Annotated in this window: 14 protein-coding genes; 5 read left to right on the top strand and 9 right to left on the bottom strand. The window is 60.4% G+C overall.

Translation table 11 applies throughout. From position 1 onward, the window contains the following. Nucleotides 1–107 precede the first annotated feature (107 nt). The 3 genes from ACESUZ_RS05785 (at nt 108) to ACESUZ_RS05775 (ending at nt 3,571) form a co-directional block, all read left to right on the top strand. A complete protein-coding gene (locus ACESUZ_RS05785; RefSeq protein ID WP_138340865.1) occupies nt 108–770 on the top strand; it encodes a TetR/AcrR family transcriptional regulator in 663 nt (220 codons plus the stop codon). Between the two features lie 63 nt (nt 771–833). Beyond that, nucleotides 834–1,841 carry a DUF5692 family protein gene (locus ACESUZ_RS05780; protein ID WP_373198984.1) on the top strand — a complete coding sequence of 336 codons (1,008 nt, stop codon included), beginning with the start codon at nt 834–836 and terminating at the stop codon, nt 1,839–1,841. A 233-nt stretch (nt 1,842–2,074) separates the two neighbouring features. Beyond that, the gene (locus ACESUZ_RS05775) at nt 2,075–3,571 is read left to right on the top strand and encodes a hypothetical protein (RefSeq protein WP_373198982.1); all 1,497 of its coding nucleotides are present in this window, start codon (nt 2,075–2,077) and stop codon (nt 3,569–3,571) included. A 73-nt stretch (nt 3,572–3,644) separates the two neighbouring features. Here ACESUZ_RS05775 and ACESUZ_RS05770 read toward each other — a convergent pair whose 3' ends face one another. The 4 genes from ACESUZ_RS05770 to ACESUZ_RS05755 all read right to left on the bottom strand — a co-directional run bounded on the left by ACESUZ_RS05770 (nt 3,645) and on the right by ACESUZ_RS05755 (nt 9,432). Continuing rightward, nucleotides 3,645–4,997: an ATP-binding protein gene (locus ACESUZ_RS05770; RefSeq protein WP_373198980.1), complete on the bottom strand. Its 1,353-nt coding sequence runs from the start codon at nt 4,995–4,997 to the stop codon at nt 3,645–3,647. 322 nt (nt 4,998–5,319) lie between these two features. Continuing rightward, entirely contained in the window at nt 5,320–5,514 is a 195-nt protein-coding gene (locus tag ACESUZ_RS05765; protein WP_229055616.1) for a hypothetical protein, read from the bottom strand. A gap of 133 nt (nt 5,515–5,647) precedes the next feature. Continuing rightward, nucleotides 5,648–8,275: an ATP-dependent chaperone ClpB gene (gene clpB / locus ACESUZ_RS05760; RefSeq protein ID WP_373198978.1), complete on the bottom strand. Its 2,628-nt coding sequence runs from the start codon at nt 8,273–8,275 to the stop codon at nt 5,648–5,650. 446 nt (nt 8,276–8,721) lie between these two features. Beyond that, nucleotides 8,722–9,432: a hypothetical protein gene (locus ACESUZ_RS05755; protein ID WP_373198976.1), complete on the bottom strand. Its 711-nt coding sequence runs from the start codon at nt 9,430–9,432 to the stop codon at nt 8,722–8,724. A gap of 195 nt (nt 9,433–9,627) precedes the next feature. On the opposite strand from ACESUZ_RS05755, the gene ACESUZ_RS05750 reads away from it, so the two are divergent. After that, on the top strand, nt 9,628–10,296 hold the full coding sequence (locus ACESUZ_RS05750) for a hypothetical protein (RefSeq protein ID WP_195232853.1): 669 nt from the start codon (nt 9,628–9,630) through the stop codon (nt 10,294–10,296). Between the two features lie 473 nt (nt 10,297–10,769). Here ACESUZ_RS05750 and ACESUZ_RS05745 read toward each other — a convergent pair whose 3' ends face one another. The 5 genes from ACESUZ_RS05745 to dnaK form a co-directional block, all read right to left on the bottom strand. Further along, complete coding sequence (locus tag ACESUZ_RS05745; protein ID WP_373198974.1) at nt 10,770–13,070, bottom strand: hydratase; 2,301 nt, start codon at nt 13,068–13,070, stop codon at nt 10,770–10,772. 312 nt (nt 13,071–13,382) lie between these two features. Continuing rightward, on the bottom strand, nt 13,383–13,799 hold the full coding sequence (locus ACESUZ_RS05740) for a heat shock protein transcriptional repressor HspR (RefSeq protein ID WP_117746523.1): 417 nt from the start codon (nt 13,797–13,799) through the stop codon (nt 13,383–13,385). A gap of 72 nt (nt 13,800–13,871) precedes the next feature. Further along, complete coding sequence (locus ACESUZ_RS05735) at nt 13,872–14,837, bottom strand: DnaJ C-terminal domain-containing protein (protein WP_373198972.1); 966 nt, start codon at nt 14,835–14,837, stop codon at nt 13,872–13,874. 108 nt (nt 14,838–14,945) lie between these two features. Continuing rightward, nucleotides 14,946–15,788 carry a nucleotide exchange factor GrpE gene (locus ACESUZ_RS05730; RefSeq protein WP_373198970.1) on the bottom strand — a complete coding sequence of 281 codons (843 nt, stop codon included), beginning with the start codon at nt 15,786–15,788 and terminating at the stop codon, nt 14,946–14,948. A gap of 2 nt (nt 15,789–15,790) precedes the next feature. Beyond that, nucleotides 15,791–17,683, bottom strand: coding sequence for a molecular chaperone DnaK (gene dnaK, locus ACESUZ_RS05725; RefSeq protein ID WP_373198968.1), 1,893 nt, complete (start codon nt 17,681–17,683; stop codon nt 15,791–15,793). Nucleotides 17,684–18,340: 657 nt separating this feature from the next. Here dnaK and ACESUZ_RS05720 point away from each other — a divergent pair. Next, nucleotides 18,341–18,526, top strand: a complete 186-nt coding sequence (locus tag ACESUZ_RS05720) for a DUF362 domain-containing protein (protein WP_373198966.1) — start codon at nt 18,341–18,343, stop codon at nt 18,524–18,526. Nucleotides 18,527–18,600 lie beyond the last annotated feature (74 nt).

Raw genomic sequence — 18,600 nt, 5'->3', positions numbered from 1 at the left:
ACCCGCCATTGTTGACATTGTGTCAAAAATAGTATTGACGAACCGTCAACAATATTCAAGACTGTTAGGCGAACGGTCAGGCAAAAGAGGATGAAAGGCGGCAAAACATGGGCAACAACACAGCAGGTACCTCTGTGGTCGATGCCGTCCCCGCATCCGATAGCGCGGCAAAGCGCCTGACGGGCGACGAACGCCGTCGCGAGATCCTCGATGCCGTGCGCACCGTAAGCTCCGAGCTGGGCGTGTCCCACCTATCGGTATCGGCCGTGACCAAGCGAGCCGGCTGCACGCGTTCATTGTTCTACCATTACTTCGCCGACATGGACGCCGCCGTCACCGCTGTTATGGACGAGGCGATCGACGGCTTTATCTCCGAACTCGAGCGGTGGAACGCCGACCGCACCGTCGGTGATATCGAGGGCGCGCTCGACACCGTCGCCCCGCTCTTTAAGCGCCTGGTCGCCAGCGGCCACGAGCTGCCGAGCACGCTTACCTCGAGCAGCGGCGCGCTCTACGGCGGCTTTTTGCACAACGTGGTCCAGCGCGTGGCGCAGTATATCTGCGACACCACCGTGGTGGACTTTGTCGCCCATCATGAGCTACGCATCGACCATGTCTACGAGACGTTCTACACCCTCATCATGGGGTTGTTGATGTATATCCGCACGCACCCCGATGTGCCCGACGAGACGGTCAAGGAAATCATCGCCTCGACACTCCACATCGAGGGCTATACCGCCAAGTATCCGGAGCGCAAGCCCCAGAACTGACGACATTTGGCCAAACTGTCCGCGATCAGAAGAGGGGCCGCGGGCGTGTGAAAGGAGAGCAGCATGCTGTTCGATGTTTGGGGTAGCGATACCCTTATCCACTGGGCCGGCTGGGCCATGGTCTTTATTGGCCTGATCGTGCTCAACGAGGTCGGCCGCCGCACCAAGCTGGGCGCGGCAATCATCTTTGGCGTGGCTCCGCTGGCCATGACCATCTACTGCGCCGCCATCGCCATCGGCGTCTCGCAGGGTGCCGAGTGGGCGCTCACCAACCCCACCCATGTGTACCAGAACAGCTGGTTCCACTACGCCAAGGTATACGCGGCGCTGGCCGGCTGCTGGGGCTTCATTGCCATTAAGTACCAGTGGGGCAAGATCGGCAAGGCACATTGGTTCCGCGCATGGCCGTTTGTGATCGTCGCCATCAACATCATGATTGCCGTCGTATCCGACTTCGAGAGCGCCTATCACTTCTTTGTCCTGGGCGAGTCCACCTGGGTCACCTCCGAAGGTGCTACGCAGCTGGCCGGCTGGAACAACGTGTTCAACGGCATTGCCGGTATCATCAACATCTTCTGCATGACCGGTTGGTGGAGCGTCTACGCCTCCGAGGATCAGACCGACATGCTGTGGCCCGACATGACCTGGGTCTACATCATCGCCTACGATATCTGGAACTTCTGCTACACCTACAACTGCCTGCCCACCCACTCCTGGTTCTGCGGCTTTGCGCTGCTGCTGGCGCCCACCGTCGCCGCCTTTATCTGGAACAAGGGCGGCTGGATCCAGAACCGCGCCTTTACGCTGGCCATTTGGTGCATGTTTGCCCAAGTGTTCCCGTACTTCCAGGAGGAGTCCATCTTTGTGACCCACTCCACGCTCGACCCCGGCGCCGCTACCGCGGTCTCGATTGCCGCGCTGATCGCCAACGTCGCCGCGATCATCTACATCGCCTACCGCGCCAAGAAGCTCGGTCGCAATCCCTACAAGCAGGATGTCTTTGAGGGCACCAGCGATTGGGAGAAGGCTACCGCTCGCCGCGCCAAGGTTGATTACGCGCACGCCGAGTAACGCGCCTGACGCAGACATCGCTTGAGCGCGAAGCAGCATAGCCGGCTCCGCGCAACTCAACGCATTGCAGAGCCCCCGGAATGTGATTCGTTCGCGTTCCGGGGGCCTTTTGCTGCCGCGAGGATGCGGCCGAACGATGCGCTCGAGTTAAATCGGATCTTATATTTCGCACGCGCTTTATATGGCTCCATTTTTGGGTACAGTGTTGTCCCGATATTGAGCTTGGGGGATATATGAAAGATGAGACGATGGGCCAAGAGGATGCGGCCCAAGATGCAGAAGCTTGCGCTGAGGCCTTGGAGAGCTTAGACCGGATTTCACTCGATGAGATTGCGTTTGACGATTCGGGCGTTGATGTGCAGGATGAGTCGGAAGCCGAGGCGCAGTCCGATGATCAGGACGCAGACGACGTTGAGCCTGCCGAAGATGAGGCAGATCACGAAGACACCGAATGCGAGGCCGACGACCAGCCCGAATCCGACACGAGCGAGGAAACCATCTTGCTCGACAGCTTGCCGGCCGAAGATTCGCTGACCCGCGAGCTTCCCGGCCTGGGCTCTGCGCCTGCCGTGGACGAGACCATCGCCATGGGCGATATCCCCCTACCGTCCGTTCCCTCAGCACGCGAGGCCGAGGTTCGCCATCGCAAGATGTCGCCCAAGCGCCGCAATCTGATGGTCGCCGGTGTCGTGGCCGTCGCGCTCGTCGCAGGCGGCGCAGGCTATGCCGCCTGGAACGGATATCAGCAAGAGCAGGCTGCCGCTGTCGCCGCCAATGCCCACACGATGATGTCAGTGCAGATTGGCGTGCATGCCGCGGGCCTCGACTGTTCCACCGGCTCCAAGATTCCCGTACAGGTGAGCGGTCAGGACGCTGATGGCTCCTCCGTGAGCGAAACACTCTATGTTGACGAGCGCGGCCGCGGCATCAAACTGCTGCCCGGCGATTACACGTTCTCCATCGCTGCCTCCCCCATCGCGGCCGACGGCACCATCTATACCGTCCCGACCACCAAGACGCAGGTCACCGTTAAGAGCGATGGACAGGATTTAAGTGCCCAGGCCACCTTTAAGCTCAAGGTGCCTTCGGCCGACACGGTGACTGACGACCAGATCGATGCCGCCGCCAAGTATGCCGAAGAGGGCGGTGCGAGCTCCGCCGCGGCTGCCAAGGTGCTCCAGCAGGCAGCAACCGCGCGGCGCGACGCCGCCGTCAATGCCGTGAGCGCGCAAAAGGCACAGGCATCCCGTGATGCTGACGCTCGCCACAAGGCAACCGACCTCTACCAGCTCGATATTCCCGTCGAGTGGTACGGCAAGGTCGCAACTTGGCAAAACGGCAGCACGCTATGCATCTATCTGGGCGACGACGCCAATACGCCGCTCGTGACGCTCGTCGCCGTGCGCGATGGCGAGACCTTTACGCCCGATGACGGCGATACGGTTTTGGGCACGGTCAGCCTGGGCAACGGTTATACCGTCTACGCCAGCGGCCCCGTCTATCCGTACGTGGTGCCCCAGACCATCAACGGACAGACGCAGAACCCCGTGTCAACCTACCCCGTGGACACGGCCATTGAGCTTGTCGAGCTTACGACCGGCAACCGCTACACCTATAGCCAGATCAAGAACGTACTGGTCGGCAAAGACGGCAAAGCCGACGCCGCGACCAAACTCGAGACCGACTACCTCGCCCAGATTCTCCTGCCGAGTATCAAAGCCCAGGACTAGCCTGGCGCAGCAAGGTGCTCCCCAACCGTGATGAGGGAGCCAGGAGGTCCTGACCCCACAGGTCCATAGGTGATTAGGCAAGGAGCCACTTCCATGCGGGCATAACGTGTACCACACCGTGCTCGCATGGAATATCGGTCTGTTCATCCATGGTAACGATTGCCGACTCGCTAAGATCGAAATGGGCCATCGAGGCATCAAGCGCGGCAATTTCGCGCTCGCGCGTTTTCTCACGTGCCATATCCGCACTCACCTGAATCAGGCTATAAGCCCGCATGAGAAGCGCGTCCCCAGCCACAAAGTCCACCTCATGGCTTTTGCTCTTCTCTTTGATTAGCAGGCGGCAGACCGAGCCGGTCCTCACCGCGGGAGTCCTTCTTCTTAGCGCATTGAACACTGCGGTCTCGAGCCTCTGGCCCTGGTCCAATGCCGATGCGGGAGAGAATGCTCCAAACATCGCAGGGTCGACAGCGTAGACCTTAGACGCAGACCGCATGTTATTTGCCAGTGAACGCGTGAACTCCGGCACAGAAAATAACAGGTAGGCGTCCTCATAATACTCAAGTAAATCGCTGAGCGAATTACGACTGACGGGTATCTGTCTGCTCTTGAACTCGTTGTACACTTTGTTCACTGACAGCTCTCGTCCCGAAGATGCCATACACCGCGTCAAGAACAGCGATGCCAGGCGAGGGTTCTTGACGTCGTAACGTTCAACGACGTCCATGGCGACCGTTCGCGAAGCATATTCCTGTAGCAGCTGAATCGCGTCTGCAGGCGTCTGCTCAAGTGTCGCGATGAATCCCCCTTGTTCAAGATACCCGATCAGATGATGTCGAAGCAGCGCTGCATCGCTCGGGGAAAAGGTCGCATCTGGCTCGGGAACGCTCCCCGTCTTATATCGAACGTATTCCGAAAAACTCAACGGAAAAAGCTCTCGCACAAGAGAACGACCCCTGAACTCGCTCTTAAGTTCTGAGGACAGCATCTTGGAAGAAGATCCCGTCACATAGACGGTCGCTTTCTCCGTATCAACTACACGCCGCAGAAACGCACCCCATTCGGGAATTTCCTGGATCTCGTCAAAGAAAATGTAAGCGCCCTCGGTTCGAGCAACAGGATACAGCGCATAGAACGTGTCGAGCACGTCCGCCAGCAGCGATGGCTCATACGGGCGCAAGCGCTCATCCTCAAAATTGAAGTAAAGCATCCGGTCAAGCTCGACGCCCCGGTTCTGAAGCCGCCACATCTCCTGATACAGGCGATACGTCTTTCCACAACGGCGGGCCCCCACAATCACATTTACGATGTTGTCGCGCTTTGGCTCCTGTGGGTTTCCTAGATCAAGGTCTCGCTCAAAGACCTGCGGAACCCCCTGCTGTTCAAAGTCCTTTATTTTCTGGGCGATCAAGTCGTTGAATGCCATTATTCTCCAATCTTGCTCTCTAGCTAATCAAAATTATACTGATTCTTGATTAGCTAGAGAGCAAGATTGTGTGTAGTTTGATTAGCACTTAAGCAAGTTTTATCACCGTTATTGCTCCGAAGGATATCGAGTGGCTAAGAGGACAACCGAGCTCGAATGCGACTCCCTGGACAGTCGATTTGGGACGGGGCTTTTTTGACTACCCTCCCCCTGTAGAAAAATCCCTAACGCAGTTGCGGTGAAATAGGGATTGTTTTTGCTGGTCAAACCGCAAAACAGTCCCTATTTCACCGCAACTTATTGGTGGCCTTTTGGGTGGCACTCAGCGCCAGGGGTCGGCTTCGAACATTGGCTCACGCTCGGGGCGTCGGTCGCTGTAGGGATCGTAGCCGTCATCGTCCTCGTTCTCGGCACGGATGTAGGGGTCGCGCGGCTTGGGTGCCGGCTTAGGTGCAGGCTTGGGTGCGGCGGGTGCAGCATCGGTCGCCGACGTGTTCGTCTTGTTCTTGTCTATCATCTGCATATCTCCTTGCCATGCAATCGTGCTCAACATCATCGATTGTCGCACGAAAAAGGGTGGCGGACCCAATTGGATCCGCCACCCTTGGCGTTTAGAGGCGGCTGGCAGATTTTAAGGCATGGCCCAAAATCTACTCGGCGTCGGGAACCTCATAGGTAGCCGCCGGCGTGTTGTCGCAAACGACGGTAAAGCCGCCGTCCTTGTCGACATCGACCGTCACCTGATCGCCCTCGCGCACCGTGCCGTCGATGATGGCGGCGGCGATGGCGTCCACGACCTCGCGCTGGACCAGGCGCTTGAGCGGACGGGCACCGAACACGGGGTCCAGGCCACCCACGGCGAGCATCTGCTTGGCCGCCGGGGTGATGGCAAGCGTCATGCGCTCCTTGGCCAGGCGTGCACGGACGTCGGCAAGCTGGATGTCGACGATCTTCTCGATCTGCGCCATGCCAAGCGGATGGAACACCACGATATCGTCGATACGGTTGAGGAACTCGGGGCGGAAGGTCTGAGCCATGGCGGCGTCGACCTGATGGCGCATCTCCTCCTCGTCCTTACCGGACAGATCGGCGATGGCCTTGGAGCCCACGTTAGACGTCATGATGATAATCGTGTTCTTGAAGGACACCTGGCGACCCTGGCCATCGGTCAGGCGGCCGTCGTCGAGCACCTGCAGCAGCACGTTAAAGACATCCGGATGGGCCTTCTCCATCTCGTCGAGCAAGATTACGGAGTACGGACGACGGCGCACGGCCTCGGTGAGCTGGCCGCCCTCGTCGTAGCCCACGTATCCCGGGGGCGCACCGATCAGACGCTGGACGCTGAACTTCTCCATGTACTCGGACATGTCGATACGCACGAGCGCACGCTCGTCGTCGAACAGGCACTCGGCCAGCGCCTTGGCGAGCTCGGTCTTGCCTACACCGGTGGGGCCCAGGAAGAAGAAGCTGCCGATGGGCTTGTCCGGATCGGAGAGGCCCGCACGGCTGCGGCGCACGGCCGCGGCGACAGCGGAGACGGCCTCGTCCTGGCCGATGACGCGCTTATGCAGCTCGCCCTCCAGGCCCTTGAGCTTGTCGAGCTCGCCCTGCATCATCTTGGACACGGGCACGCCGGTCCAGGCGCTCACGACCTCGGCGATCTCATCGGAGGTCACCTGCTCGTTGAGGCCCTCGCCGTCCTGCTGCTTTTGCGCCTCGAGCGCGGCCTCGGAATCCTGAATCTGCTGCTGCAGGCCCGGAATCACGGAGTAGCGCAGCTCGGACGCACGACCCAAATCGCCGTTGCGCGTCGCACGCTCCTCCTCGCTTCTGGCCTCGTCGAGCTGACCCTTAAGCTCCTGCACGTGGTCGATGGCGTTCTTCTGGTTGAGCCAGCCGGCCTTTTGCACGTTGAGCTTTTCTTGGACCTCGGCGATCTCTTGGCGCAGGGCCTCCAGACGCTCCTTGGAGGCGTCGTCGGTCTCCTTCATGAGCGCCTGCTCCTCGATCTGCAGCTGGGTGAGCTGACGCGTGGTGGCGTCAATCTCGACCGGCATGCTGTCGAGTTCCATGCGCAGGCGGCTTGCGGCCTCATCGACCAGGTCGATGGCCTTGTCGGGCAGAAAGCGGTCGGCGATATAGCGATCGGAGAGGTCAGCAGCGGCCACGAGCGCGCTATCGGTGATGTGCACACCGTGGAAGATCTCGTACTTCTCCTTGAGGCCACGCAGGATCGAGATGGTGTCCTCGACGGTAGGCTCGCTCACCATAACGGTCTGGAAACGACGGGCGAGCGCCGCGTCCTTCTCGATGTACTTGCGGTATTCGTCGAGCGTGGTCGCGCCGATCGCGTGCAGGTCGCCACGGGCGAGCGCCGGCTTGAGGATGTTGCCGGCGTCCATGGAGCCCTCGGTGGCACCCGCGCCCACGATGGTGTGGAGCTCATCGATGAACAGGATGACCTTGCCCTCGGACTTCTGGACTTCCTTGAGTACGGCCTTCAAGCGGTCCTCGAACTCGCCGCGGTACTTGGCGCCGGCGACCAGCGCGCTCATGTCGAGCTCGATAAGGTCGCGGTCGCGCAGGGTGCTCGGCACGTCGCCGGCCACGATACGCTGGGCGATGCCCTCGACGATGGCCGTCTTGCCGACGCCCGGCTCACCGATGAGCACGGGGTTGTTCTTGGTGCGACGGGACAGGACCTGGATGGTGCGGCGAATCTCATCGGTACGGCCGATGACCGGGTCGAGCTTGCCGGCGCGGGCCAGATCGCAGATGTTGCGACCGTACTGCTCCAGTGCCTCAAACTGAGTCTTGTCCTCGGCAGACGTCACGCGGTCATCGCCACGCAGCTCCTCGTAGACTTGCTCGATGCGCTCCTTGGTGACGCCGGCGTCGCGCAGCACGCGGCCCGCCTCGCCCTTGTCCTCGGCAAGCGCCATCAGCAGATGCTCAGTCACCACAAAGCTGTCGCCCATCTTGGTGGCCTTCTTCTCGGCCTTTTCGATGACGCGGACGAGCTCGTTGGACAGGCCCATCTGCTGGCCCTCGCCCGAAACCTTGGGCGCGTGGTCGATGGCATCCTGTGTGGAGCGTGCGAGCTGAGCCGGGTCGGCACCGATGCGCTCGATGATCACGGAGATATTGCGCTCGCCGGCACCGAGCAGGGCAGACAGCAGATGAATCGGCTCCACCGCGCCGGCCTGCGCGTCAGCGGCCGTGCTCATGGCGGTCTGCAGCGCCTCGCGCGACGTCATTGCTAGCTTATCGATTCTCATGGAATCACCTCTCTTGGGGCGGCCGCCCTACGGGGCGGCTTCACGTTGTTCGAGAAGTATTGTTGCCAGCTTTGCGCGATCTTATACACAAATCTAAGTCTCTATATATAAGATTTTCTGAGTGATTGAGAGATAGGGGTAAAGATGTCGGCCCGCCGCCGCACAGGTGCGCTACCGTCTCAATCTGTAACATCTATCGACCGTTTCTGGCTCCAGATGTTACAGATCGAGACGAATTGTTCAGCGGCACCCGTTTGTCTCAATCTGTAACATCTACTCGGCAAATAGAGCTCTATCTGTTACAAATCGAGACGAACAGAAGACACCCGAATCGAAAATCTAAATCTGTAACACCAGGCCCACTTTTAGCGGCCAAGATGTTACAGATCGAGACAAACCGAGAACTACTACAAAGGGGACAGGTACCTTTGTGGTGGTTGCAGTCTCTATTTACTTGCCGAACCCGTGCTTCCCGATTCGCCGCTCCAGGGCATCTCATCCTCGAAGAGCCATATACGGGCAGACCCACTATCGCGTGCAGTCTGCGGGTCGGGCAAGCAGGTCTGTTCATAGGCATCTTGGATACACTGACCCATAAAATCGTTGAGCTCGGCCTGGTCGCCCTCCATGACATAGGCTGCATCGCCGGCCATGATGTAAATACCCGGACCCTCATTGCCCTCGTAACCCGGATCGTACGAGACATCACATAACTTTGCGCCGTTTGCAGTGTCCAGCTCGATGGAAGAGTGACATCCGCCAACCATGTCGTTCGCTTTTGCCCGATAGGACGCATATCCGTACCAACGCTTAAATGTTTTGCCCTTGAGTAGCTCGGACGCCCTATCGATCAGGCTTGTATCCGTGGTATAGCGCATGGCCCCAAGCTGAATACTCGGATAATTGCTAATACCCAGCACAGCCGGCTGCTCATCAAAATCAACGGTAATGGTCTCGGGCTTGTCGTCGCCGGTCAGAAGTTCGACAGATTGAGCCACAGGCTTGACCAACGGCTCCGTCACCGCAGCAGGTAGAAATGCCATACCGACAGCGCCCGCGCCAACCACAGCGATCGCAAGCGCCAAGACAATCAATCCAATACGGGTAGAACGGCTCACGGCAAAACACCCCACAATGCAAACCTTCGCCACCTGCACTAATGATACCGCCAGCTAACACTATTACCAAAAGAAGCCGCGCGCTCCTCACCACCACAAAGGGGACAGGCACCTTTGTGGTGGTTTTCGACGCTAACGGTCGACCATCTCGCGCCATGAGATTAAACTTGAATTGTTCTCTGAACATATCCATTTCTGCCTATCCTCAACAGATCTTTGTCTCGAGGAGCGCATATGAAGCCGTCTCATTCCACCGGTCGCAACGTCATCGCCATTCTCGCCATACCCATCGTGATGCTCTTCCTTATCGTCATCACGCCCTTTTCTTTTGGTATCGCCTCGCCCTTCGATCTTTGCGGGATGATCGACGCCGGCTCGCGTGCCACCTCGCTCTCCTTTGTCTGCCGTGGCGTGTTCTACGAATATGCAATTCCCACCGGAAGTTGGCAGTCCAAGTTACCGTTGCTCGGCAAGGTCGACGGATGCTCCCCCTATTTCTGCCTTGAACCTCAGGCGCTAAACTATCTGATCGACGACCAGCCACTCGACTCCATCACCCTCGCCTACGACTACGCACCAAACACCGATGAGCGCCACATGAACCAAGTCCTCGACAAGCTGCTTGGACAGTGCGGGCTCACCGCGGAAGCCGGTCGAACCATCTATAGCAACCGGAAATTAAAGCGAACAGAACTCCGCCGTGTCGGAAAAATCAAAGGGCGAAACGGGGCCGCCTACTGGGATGCCTGGGCAACACGCGACAAGGGCGAATTCGGACACAGCACCTATATGGTCACTGTCTACACCAAAGACGGAATTAAGGACAATGTTGACGATTTCGCGTCATCCAAACTCGGCATCCCCAAAACAACCAAACCCGCCAGCCCGGATGAAATCCTGTAGGGACGCTCATTAGAATGTCGTTCAACGAGCACGGCAACATCGAGCTCGCCCCCCACCATCACGAAAGGGACAGGAGCCTTTGTGGTGGTTTTCGACTCTGGCACTCGACTGTCTCGATCTGTAACATCTAGCGGCCCTTTTCGATCCTAGATGTTACAGATTGAGATGAGATGATCGGCGGCGATTGTTTGTCTCAATCTGTAACACCAAGCCCACTTTTAGCGGCCAAGATGTTACAGATTAAGACGAATCGAGCCGCCACAAAGGCGTCTGTCCCCTTTGTGGCGGTCTTCGACAAAAAGAAGCCGCCCCAATAAAAAGAGGCGGCATCAAACAAGTCTATTTTTAGCGTCCCTCAAGGCCCAACGAGAACGCAGAAATGTAGCCCGGGGCTTACCCTTTCCCGAACGCGACCCTCGCGAAGCGCGTGAGCGGGCGGGAAAGGGTAAGCCCCGGGCGGACAATTAAGTGCGTTACTCGGCAGCGGCTTTGAACTTGTTGTAGTTGATCAGGCAGCCGGCCTTGACGATGGCACGCTCCTCTGCCGTCATATCGGCAATATAGAGCTCAATCTGCTCGACCGCACCATCGGCGCGCACTACGTACGCGGCGATGTTCTGCAGGTCGCCGTCGAGCGTGGTACGGATACCCGGCACAAAGACGTAGTCGCCCACCTCAAAGTTGGGCTCGGCCTCCATCTGGAAGGGCACCATGCCCCAGTTCATCACGTTGGAGCGATAGCGCTTGGTAGCGTACTCGTGGACGATGTTGGCCAGGCCGCCAATTACGCGCTGGCAGCTCGCGGCCTGCTCGCGGGCAGAACCATCACCGGGCTTCTTGGCATAGAGCATGGAGCCGTACTCGGTCGTTTTGGCATCGGCAGCGACACCCGCGCCGGCCAGTGCCTCAAAAACACCGGCAAGCTCGGCATCGAGCGCCGCCAGGTCGCCCGCGGCCTCGCCGGCCACGCGGCGCTTCTCAACGGCGTCGACTTCCTTGGAGCGGCCCACGTAGGCCGGGTCACGGCGGCTGAGCGTAAACTCTGCCAGGCCCAGCGGGTTGGAGCGGAAGGAGCTCGTCTCACCCGAGGGAATGAGCTCGTCGGTCGTGGTGACCGGATCCATGATCTTGGAGCACACCTTGAGCAGGATATCGTCGCCGAGGGGCTCCATCGCGGGCCACGGCTTGATGTTGGGACCCTCAACCAGTTCGTCGGCAGGCTCCGCCTTGCCAAAGCCCCAATACACGCGCTTTTTGTACGGCGCGTCGTCAAAGGTGTACTCGCAGGCCTCGTCCCAAGTCTCCTCGGGCAGATCGGTCGCCGGCGTCAGGACGCCGCCGTTGGCAGCCGTCGCCGCAATGGAGCGAGCGTCCATCAGGGCCACGGCGCTCAGCTGGCCATTGCCCGGCTTGGAACCCTCGCGGTTGGGGAAGTTGCGCGTGGTGTGGCGGATGGACAGGCCGTTGTTGGCGGGCGTATCGCCGGCGCCAAAGCACGGGCCGCAGAACGCCGTGCGCACGATCGCACCGGCCTCCATAAGGTCGTAGATGTAGCCACGACGCGTGAGCTCGAGCGCCACGGGCTGGCTCGTGGGATAGACCGACAGCGAGAACTCGCCGCAGCCGGTGTTGGCGCCCTTGAGCACGCGGGCAGCCTGGACCACGGAGTCGTAGTTGCCGCCCGAGCAGCCGGCGATAACGCCCTGCTGCACGTGCAGCTTACCGTCGACGATCTTGTCGAGCAGGCTAAAGTGCGTCTTGCCCTCGCCGATCTTGGCGGCCTCGAGCTCGACCTCGTGCAGGATATCCTCGAGGTTCTCGTTGAGCTCGTCGATCTCAAAGCCGTTGGAAGGATGGAACGGCAGCGCGATCATGGGCTTGATGCTCGACAAGTCGACCTCGACGCAGCCGTCGTAGTAGGCGACATCGGCGGGCTTGAGCTCGCGGTAGTCGTCGCCGCGGCCGTGCATGGTCAAAAACGCGTGCGTGTCCTCGTCGGTTGCCCAGATTGAGGAAAGGCAGGTGGTCTCGGTGGTCATGACGTCGACGCCGTTGCGGTAGTCGGTCGTCATGCTCGCGATGCCGGGGCCCACAAACTCCATGACCTTGTTCTTAACGTAGCCCTTGGCAAAGACGGCTCGGATGATGGCGAGCGCCACATCGTGCGGGCCGACGCCGGGACGCGGGGCGCCCGTGAGGTAGATGGCGACGACGCCGGGATAGGCGACGTCGTAGGTGTCACGCAGCAGCTGCTTTGCCAGCTCGCCGCCGCCCTCGCCCACGGCCATGGTGCCCAGGGCGCCGTAGCGGGTGTGCGAGTCGGAGCCCAAAATCATCTTGCCGCAGCCGGCGAAGTTCTCGCGCATAAAGGAATGGATGACCGCGATATGGGGCGGAACGAAGATGCCGCCGTACTTTTTGGCAGCCGAGAGACCGAAGACGTGGTCGTCCTCGTTGATAGTGCCGCCCACGGCGCACAGCGAGTTGTGGCAGTTGGTGAGCACGTAGGGCAGTGGGAACTGCTCCATGCCCGAGGCGCGCGCCGTCTGGATGATGCCGACAAAGGTGATGTCGTGGCTCGCCATGGCATCGAAACGAATCTTGAGCGCCTCGGGGTCGCCGGACGTGTTGTGTGCCTGAAGGATCGAATACGCGATGGTGCCACGCTTGGCGTCCTCGGGCGTCTGCGTAATACCGCGCTCGGCAGCCTCGGCCGCAGGCACAACCTCGCTGCCGCCGCGCAGGTAGATGCCGTCCTCGTACAGCTTGACCATACTGTCTCCCACTCTGCCCAAAAGATTTGGGCTCATAGCATACATTCGTTCAATATCGTGCCATAGAACGGTTGCAAGTGGGTCACGAATCTGCACGTTCACTTTATCTCGGTAAAGCATAGAACGAGCCCGGTGTAGTGACATCAGACTTGGTGCAAGGAGTGTCCCAAAGTGCCGGCACAAAAGGAACGTCCCCAAGCGCCAGCCAAAAATGGGAGTGGATAATCCCCCGTTTCTAGCCCTCAAGCGGACCAAAAGTGGGAGATTATCCACTCTCATATTGTTAGGATTTGCGTCGTAGAGCCGCCGTAACTAAAGATCGGTTCCCGCGCCTAGCAGCTTGCGCATGACTTGCTCGGGGTTGACTGAGCCGTCGCGCGGGGCCAGGGCGGTGATCTTCTTCTGCATCTTGTACTCGTGCAGCTCGTCCTCGAGCTGGCGCACGCGGGCGCGGAGCTTTTCGTTCTCGCGCTCACGTTCCTCGGCACGCTCCTTCATATCGAGGATGCGCACCACGCCGGCGAGGTTGATGCCCTCGTCGGTCAGTTGGTTGATGAGCTCCAGGCGCTCGATATCGGCACGCGAATACAGGCGCGTGTTGCCGCCCGAGCGCTGGGGGTTCACCAGGCCCTTGGACTCGTAGACGCGCAGAGTCTGCGGATGCATGCCGGTCAGCTCGGCCGCCACGCTGATCATGTACAGCGGTTTGTTCCTATTGTCCTCGGCCATGCTACCTGACCCCTTTCCGTCTCGTTATCGTCCATCATAAGCCCGCGGGCGCGGGCGTGCGCCACGACCGCCCTAGAACGTCGCCTTGTAACGGTTGACCTTCTCGCGATAATCGCGCGTGTCGGCCTCGCGCAGCTTGGTCATGGCATCGCGCTCATCGTCGGACAGGTTCGAGGGAACCTGCACCTTGATCTCGACGAGCAGCGCACCCGTGCGGCCACGGTGCTTAACGTCGGGCGCCCCCATTTCCTTAAAGCGGAACTTCTTGCCCGTCTGGGTGCCAGCGGGCACCTTCAGACGAACCGTCGCGCCGCCGGGCGTGGGCACATCAACCGTGCAGCCGAGCGCCGCCTCGTAGACCGAGATCGGCACCTCCATGGTCACGTCGGCACCCTTGCGCTTAAACAGCGGATGCTCCTCCACGTGCGTGGTCACGACCAGGTCGCCGCGCTCGCCGCCGGCAACGCCGTACTCGCCGCGACGTTTGTAACGCAGCTTGCCTCCGTCGACCGCGCCCGCAGGCACCGAGACCGTAATGGTCTGCTGCTCGCCCGTCGAGGGAATGCGGTAGGTAACCTTGTGCGTCACGCCGCGAAACGCGTCCTCGGCCGTCACATCGACGGTCAGCGACAGGTCGCCGCCCTTGCGTGCGCGGTTGCGGCCCGCGCCCGCACCGGCAGCACCCGCGGCACCGGCAAAGCCCGAGCCCCAGTCGCTGCCCCAGGCGCCGTTGCCGCTGAAGATGCTGTCGAAGATATCGCCCCAACCGCTCGCGCCGGCACCGGCGCCGTAGCCACCGCTATACGCGCCGCCCGCGCCCGGCATGCCGCCGAACATGAGCATCTGGTCGTACTCTTTGCGCTTCTTCACGTCCGAAAGCGTCTCGTAGGCCTCACTAATCTCCTTAAACTTGGCCTCGTCGCCGCCGGCATCGGGGTGATATTTTTGCGCGAGCTTGCGAAACGCGCTCTTGATCTCTTTGTCGGAGGCGCTCTTGGATACGCCCAGGATGTCATAGAAGGTTTTGCCTGCAGCCATCGTAGCTCCTCTCCTGTTATATCCGCCGCCCCTGCGGACGGCGGCTCATGCTTTCATATGGCACTAGGCCAGAAAGGGCCCCGGGTGTTGCCCCGGGGCCCTTCTCAATTACTCCTCGGCGCTCTCGGCCGTATCGGCCGCGGCATCCTCGGGCGCCGCTTCGGGCTCCGGTGCGGGGCGCTTATCGCCACCGTAGGTCACCGTCACCATCGCGGAGCGCAGGATGCGGTCCGCCATGCGGTAGCCCTTCTGGTACACGTCGTTGACGGTCTCGTCGTACTGCGATGCGTCCTCGACACGCCCCACGGCCTGGTGCTCGAGCGGATCGAACGCCTCGCCCTTGGGGTCGATGGGCTCAACGCCCTCGTGCGCAAACACATCAAGCAGCTTGGCATGCACCGCGTCAACGCCATCGACGAACTGCTTAAAATCGTCGGAAAGCTCCTGGCTACGGGCATGGTCGATTGCAAGCTCGATATCGTCAACCACCGGCAGCAGCGCAGTGACGAGCTTCTCGGTCGCGCGCTCGCGCTCGGCAATGCGCTCGTTGGCGGTGCGGCGACGGAAATTCTCCCAGTCGGCCTGCAGGCGGGCGGTGCGCTCGGTAGCGTCCTTTGCCTTGTCCTCGGCGGCCTTCTGGGCCTCTGCCGCAGCATCGAGCTCGCTGCGCACGTCGGCGAGCTCCTTTTGGGCCTGCTCGAACTTGAGCTTAAAGTCGTTATCGGCGGCTTCCTCACCGGCGCGGATAGCAGCTTCCACCATCTCGTCCTCGGTCATCGTCGCCTCCTTGTTGGAATCCTCTACCTGGTTCTCGGCAGCCTCGGCGGCCTCGGTCTCGTTGACCTCGGTATCGTCGACGGCCTCTACGGGAATCTTCACGTCCTTCTCCTCAGAGTCAACGGGGGCGGCGCCAGCGGCAGCCGCCTCCATGCGAGCTTTACGGGCGGACATGATTACTTGTCCTCGTCGTCCACAACCTCGTAGTCGGCGTCGACAACGTCATCGTCGGCAGGCTGGGCACCGGCGGCGCCGTCGGTCTGCTGCTGAGCGTCGGCGTAGACAACCTGAGCCAGCTCGTAGGCCACGGACTGCAGGGACTCACCAGCGGCCTTGATGGCCTCGACGTCAGAGCCCTCGAGCGCCTTCTTGGCGTCGGCGATAGCGGCCTCGGCCTTGGACTTCACATCGGCGGAAACCTTGTCGCCCAGCTCGTTGAGGGTCTGCTCGGTGGAGTAGCAAAGGCTATCGGTCTGGTTGCGGACCTCGACCTCTTCCTTCTGCTTCTTGTCCTCCTCGGCATGAGCCTCGGCGTCCTTGACCATGCGATCGACTTCGTCGTCAGACAGAGCGGTGGAGCCGGAGATAGTGATCTGCTGCTCCTTGCCGGTGCCCTTGTCCTTAGCGGAGACCTTGACGATGCCGTTGGCGTCGATGTCGAAGGTGACCTCGATCTGCGGCACGCCGCGGCGGGCAGCCGGGATACCGGTCAGCTGGAACTTACCGAGCGACTTGTTGTCGCGGGCAAGCTCGCGCTCGCCCTGGAGCACGTTGATCTCGACGCTGGTCTGGTTGTCGGCAGCGGTGGAGTAGACCTCGGTCTTGGAGGTCGGGATCGTGGTGTTGCGGTCGATCATCTTGGTCATGATGCCGCCCATGGTCTCGACGCCCAGCGACAGCGGGGTAACGTCGAGCAGCAGGATGCCCTCGACGTCACCGGTGAGCACGCCGCCCTGGACGGCAGCGCCGTCGGCAACGACCTCGTCGGGGTTCACGGACATGTTGGGCTGCTTGCCGGTCATGGTCTTGACCAGATCCTGGACAGCGGGCATACGGGTGGAGCCGCCGACGAGGATGACCTCGGTCAGATCGGAGAGCTTGAGCTTGGCGTCGCGCAGGGCGTTGGTGACAGGCTGCTTGCAACGCTCGAGCAGGTCGCGGGTGATCTTCTCGAACTCGGCGCGGGTCAGCGTGTAGTTGAGGTGCAGCGGGCCGGACTGGTTCATGGTAATGAACGGCAGGTTAATGGTGGACTGCTGCGCCGCGGAGAGCTCCTTCTTGGCGTTCTCTGCAGCCTCCTTCAGACGCTGCAGGGCCATGGGGTCCTGACGCAGATCGACGCCGTTCTCCTGCTGGAACTTGTCGGCCATCCAGTCGATGACGCGCTGATCCCAGTCGTCGCCGCCCAGGTGGTTGTCGCCCGAGGTGGACAGAACCTCAAACACGCCGTCGGCGAGGTCGAGGATGGAGACGTCGAAGGTGCCGCCGCCCAGGTCGAAGACCAGGATGCGCTGGTCGGTGCCCTGCTTGTCCAGACCATAGGCAAGAGCGGCAGCGGTCGGCTCGTTGACGATACGCTTGACGTTGAGGCCGGCGATCTTACCGGCATCCTTGGTGGCCTGACGCTGAGCGTCGTTGAAGTAGGCCGGGACGGTGATGACGGCGTCGGTGACGGTCTCGCCCAGATACTTCTCGGCGTCGGCCTTCATCTTTGCGAGCGTCATGGCGCTCACCTGCTCGGCGGTGTAATCCTTGCCCTCGATGTTGACGACGGCACGGCCACCCTGGCCCTCCTTGACCTCATACGGCACGGTCTTGATCTCGGAGGTGCACTCGGAGTACTTGCGGCCCATGAAGCGCTTGATGGAGAACACGGTGTTCTTGGGGTTGGTGACAGCCTGGTTCTTAGCGGCCTTACCCACGACACGGTCGCCGTCAGCACGGAAGCCAACAACGGACGGGGTGGTGCGGTCGCCCTCGGCGTTCACGATGATGGTCGGAGAACCGCCCTCGAGGACGGCCATAGCGGAGTTAGTAGTACCAAGGTCGATACCAAGAATCTTACTCATTAGAAATTCCCTCTCTCTTGTGCGTTCGCGCCGCCTCGACGGTCTGCCGAGCGGTGTTTCGGCTTGTCTTTCAGGATGTAGTGTATCCCCTTATGGGTCGGAATATACAAAATCTAAGTCAATTCATATAAGATTTCTTATTGCTGAGAGTTTAGGTTCTTAAATGCGCAGGTAGATGCGCTGATTGAGTTCTCGGCAAATCTATCGAGATCTATGTAGAGATGGCTGAGGTTTGGGTCCGGGGGCGCCTGGGGCTGCCTTGTGGAAAGCTCGTCCCGGTTTGAGCGTGGATTCCGGGTCGCAGTTTCCGTCTGAAGACTCAACCGGAAACCGTATCCCGTTTTGAGAGCTGATACCGGCTCGCATTTTCCGCTAGCGGGCCTAACCGGAAACTGCGACCCGGTTTTCGGCCAAATAACGGGATGCCCTTTCCGCAGGCGCGCTCAATAGCTCAATATTTCAAGTCACCTTTAGCTAACATTTGCGCAGCTCAACGGCCCCACCTGCACGTTTTTTAGTAAACCTTGGCATACTCGGCGAACGGTATGAAGATGCCGGCCAGAGGGTATTGCAAACGGTCGCTCCCGTGGTATGTTTTTGCCCGAATCAAACCGGCGCGCATCGTCTGTAGCGTCGGTCAACAGAGAGGAAACTACCATGGCTCATCCCGTAATTGATGCCGACGAGTGCATCGCTTGTGGCGTTTGCGTCGACTCCTGCCCCGCTGGCGTTCTGGAGCTCCAGGGCGTCGCTACCGTCGCTGACGAGGACTCCTGCGTCGCCTGTGGCGCTTGCCAGGACGCTTGCCCCGCCGGCGCGATCACCGAGATCGTCGAGGAGTAACAACTCCCCCACTTGCACACTCAAAAGTACACCGTGCACAAAAAAGGAGGCCTCCGCATCGCCGCGGAGGCCTC

Origin of the sequence: Collinsella aerofaciens ATCC 25986 (assembly GCF_964239575.1) — a bacterium.
Lineage (GTDB): Bacteria > Actinomycetota > Coriobacteriia > Coriobacteriales > Coriobacteriaceae > Collinsella > Collinsella aerofaciens_BQ.
Note: the sequence above shows the minus strand (reverse complement) of the source record. Positions and strands in the feature narration are given on the sequence as shown.

What these genes read in the sequence shown, in the direction of transcription:
- ACESUZ_RS05785 (WP_138340865.1), top strand. Translation starts at nt 108, where the DNA reads ATGGGCAACAACACAGCAGGTACCTCTGTGGTCGATGCCGTCCCCGCA.
- ACESUZ_RS05780 (WP_373198984.1), top strand. Translation starts at nt 834, where the DNA reads ATGCTGTTCGATGTTTGGGGTAGCGATACCCTTATCCACTGGGCCGGC.
- ACESUZ_RS05775 (WP_373198982.1), top strand. Translation starts at nt 2,075, where the DNA reads ATGAAAGATGAGACGATGGGCCAAGAGGATGCGGCCCAAGATGCAGAA.
- ACESUZ_RS05770 (WP_373198980.1), bottom strand. Translation starts at nt 4,997, where the DNA reads ATGGCATTCAACGACTTGATCGCCCAGAAAATAAAGGACTTTGAACAG.
- ACESUZ_RS05765 (WP_229055616.1), bottom strand. Translation starts at nt 5,514, where the DNA reads ATGATAGACAAGAACAAGACGAACACGTCGGCGACCGATGCTGCACCC.
- clpB (WP_373198978.1), bottom strand. Translation starts at nt 8,275, where the DNA reads ATGAGAATCGATAAGCTAGCAATGACGTCGCGCGAGGCGCTGCAGACC.
- ACESUZ_RS05750 (WP_195232853.1), top strand. Translation starts at nt 9,628, where the DNA reads ATGAAGCCGTCTCATTCCACCGGTCGCAACGTCATCGCCATTCTCGCC.
- ACESUZ_RS05745 (WP_373198974.1), bottom strand. Translation starts at nt 13,070, where the DNA reads ATGGTCAAGCTGTACGAGGACGGCATCTACCTGCGCGGCGGCAGCGAG.
- ACESUZ_RS05740 (WP_117746523.1), bottom strand. Translation starts at nt 13,799, where the DNA reads ATGGCCGAGGACAATAGGAACAAACCGCTGTACATGATCAGCGTGGCG.
- ACESUZ_RS05735 (WP_373198972.1), bottom strand. Translation starts at nt 14,837, where the DNA reads ATGGCTGCAGGCAAAACCTTCTATGACATCCTGGGCGTATCCAAGAGC.
- ACESUZ_RS05730 (WP_373198970.1), bottom strand. Translation starts at nt 15,788, where the DNA reads ATGTCCGCCCGTAAAGCTCGCATGGAGGCGGCTGCCGCTGGCGCCGCC.
- dnaK (WP_373198968.1), bottom strand. Translation starts at nt 17,683, where the DNA reads ATGAGTAAGATTCTTGGTATCGACCTTGGTACTACTAACTCCGCTATG.
- ACESUZ_RS05720 (WP_373198966.1), top strand. Translation starts at nt 18,341, where the DNA reads ATGGCTCATCCCGTAATTGATGCCGACGAGTGCATCGCTTGTGGCGTT.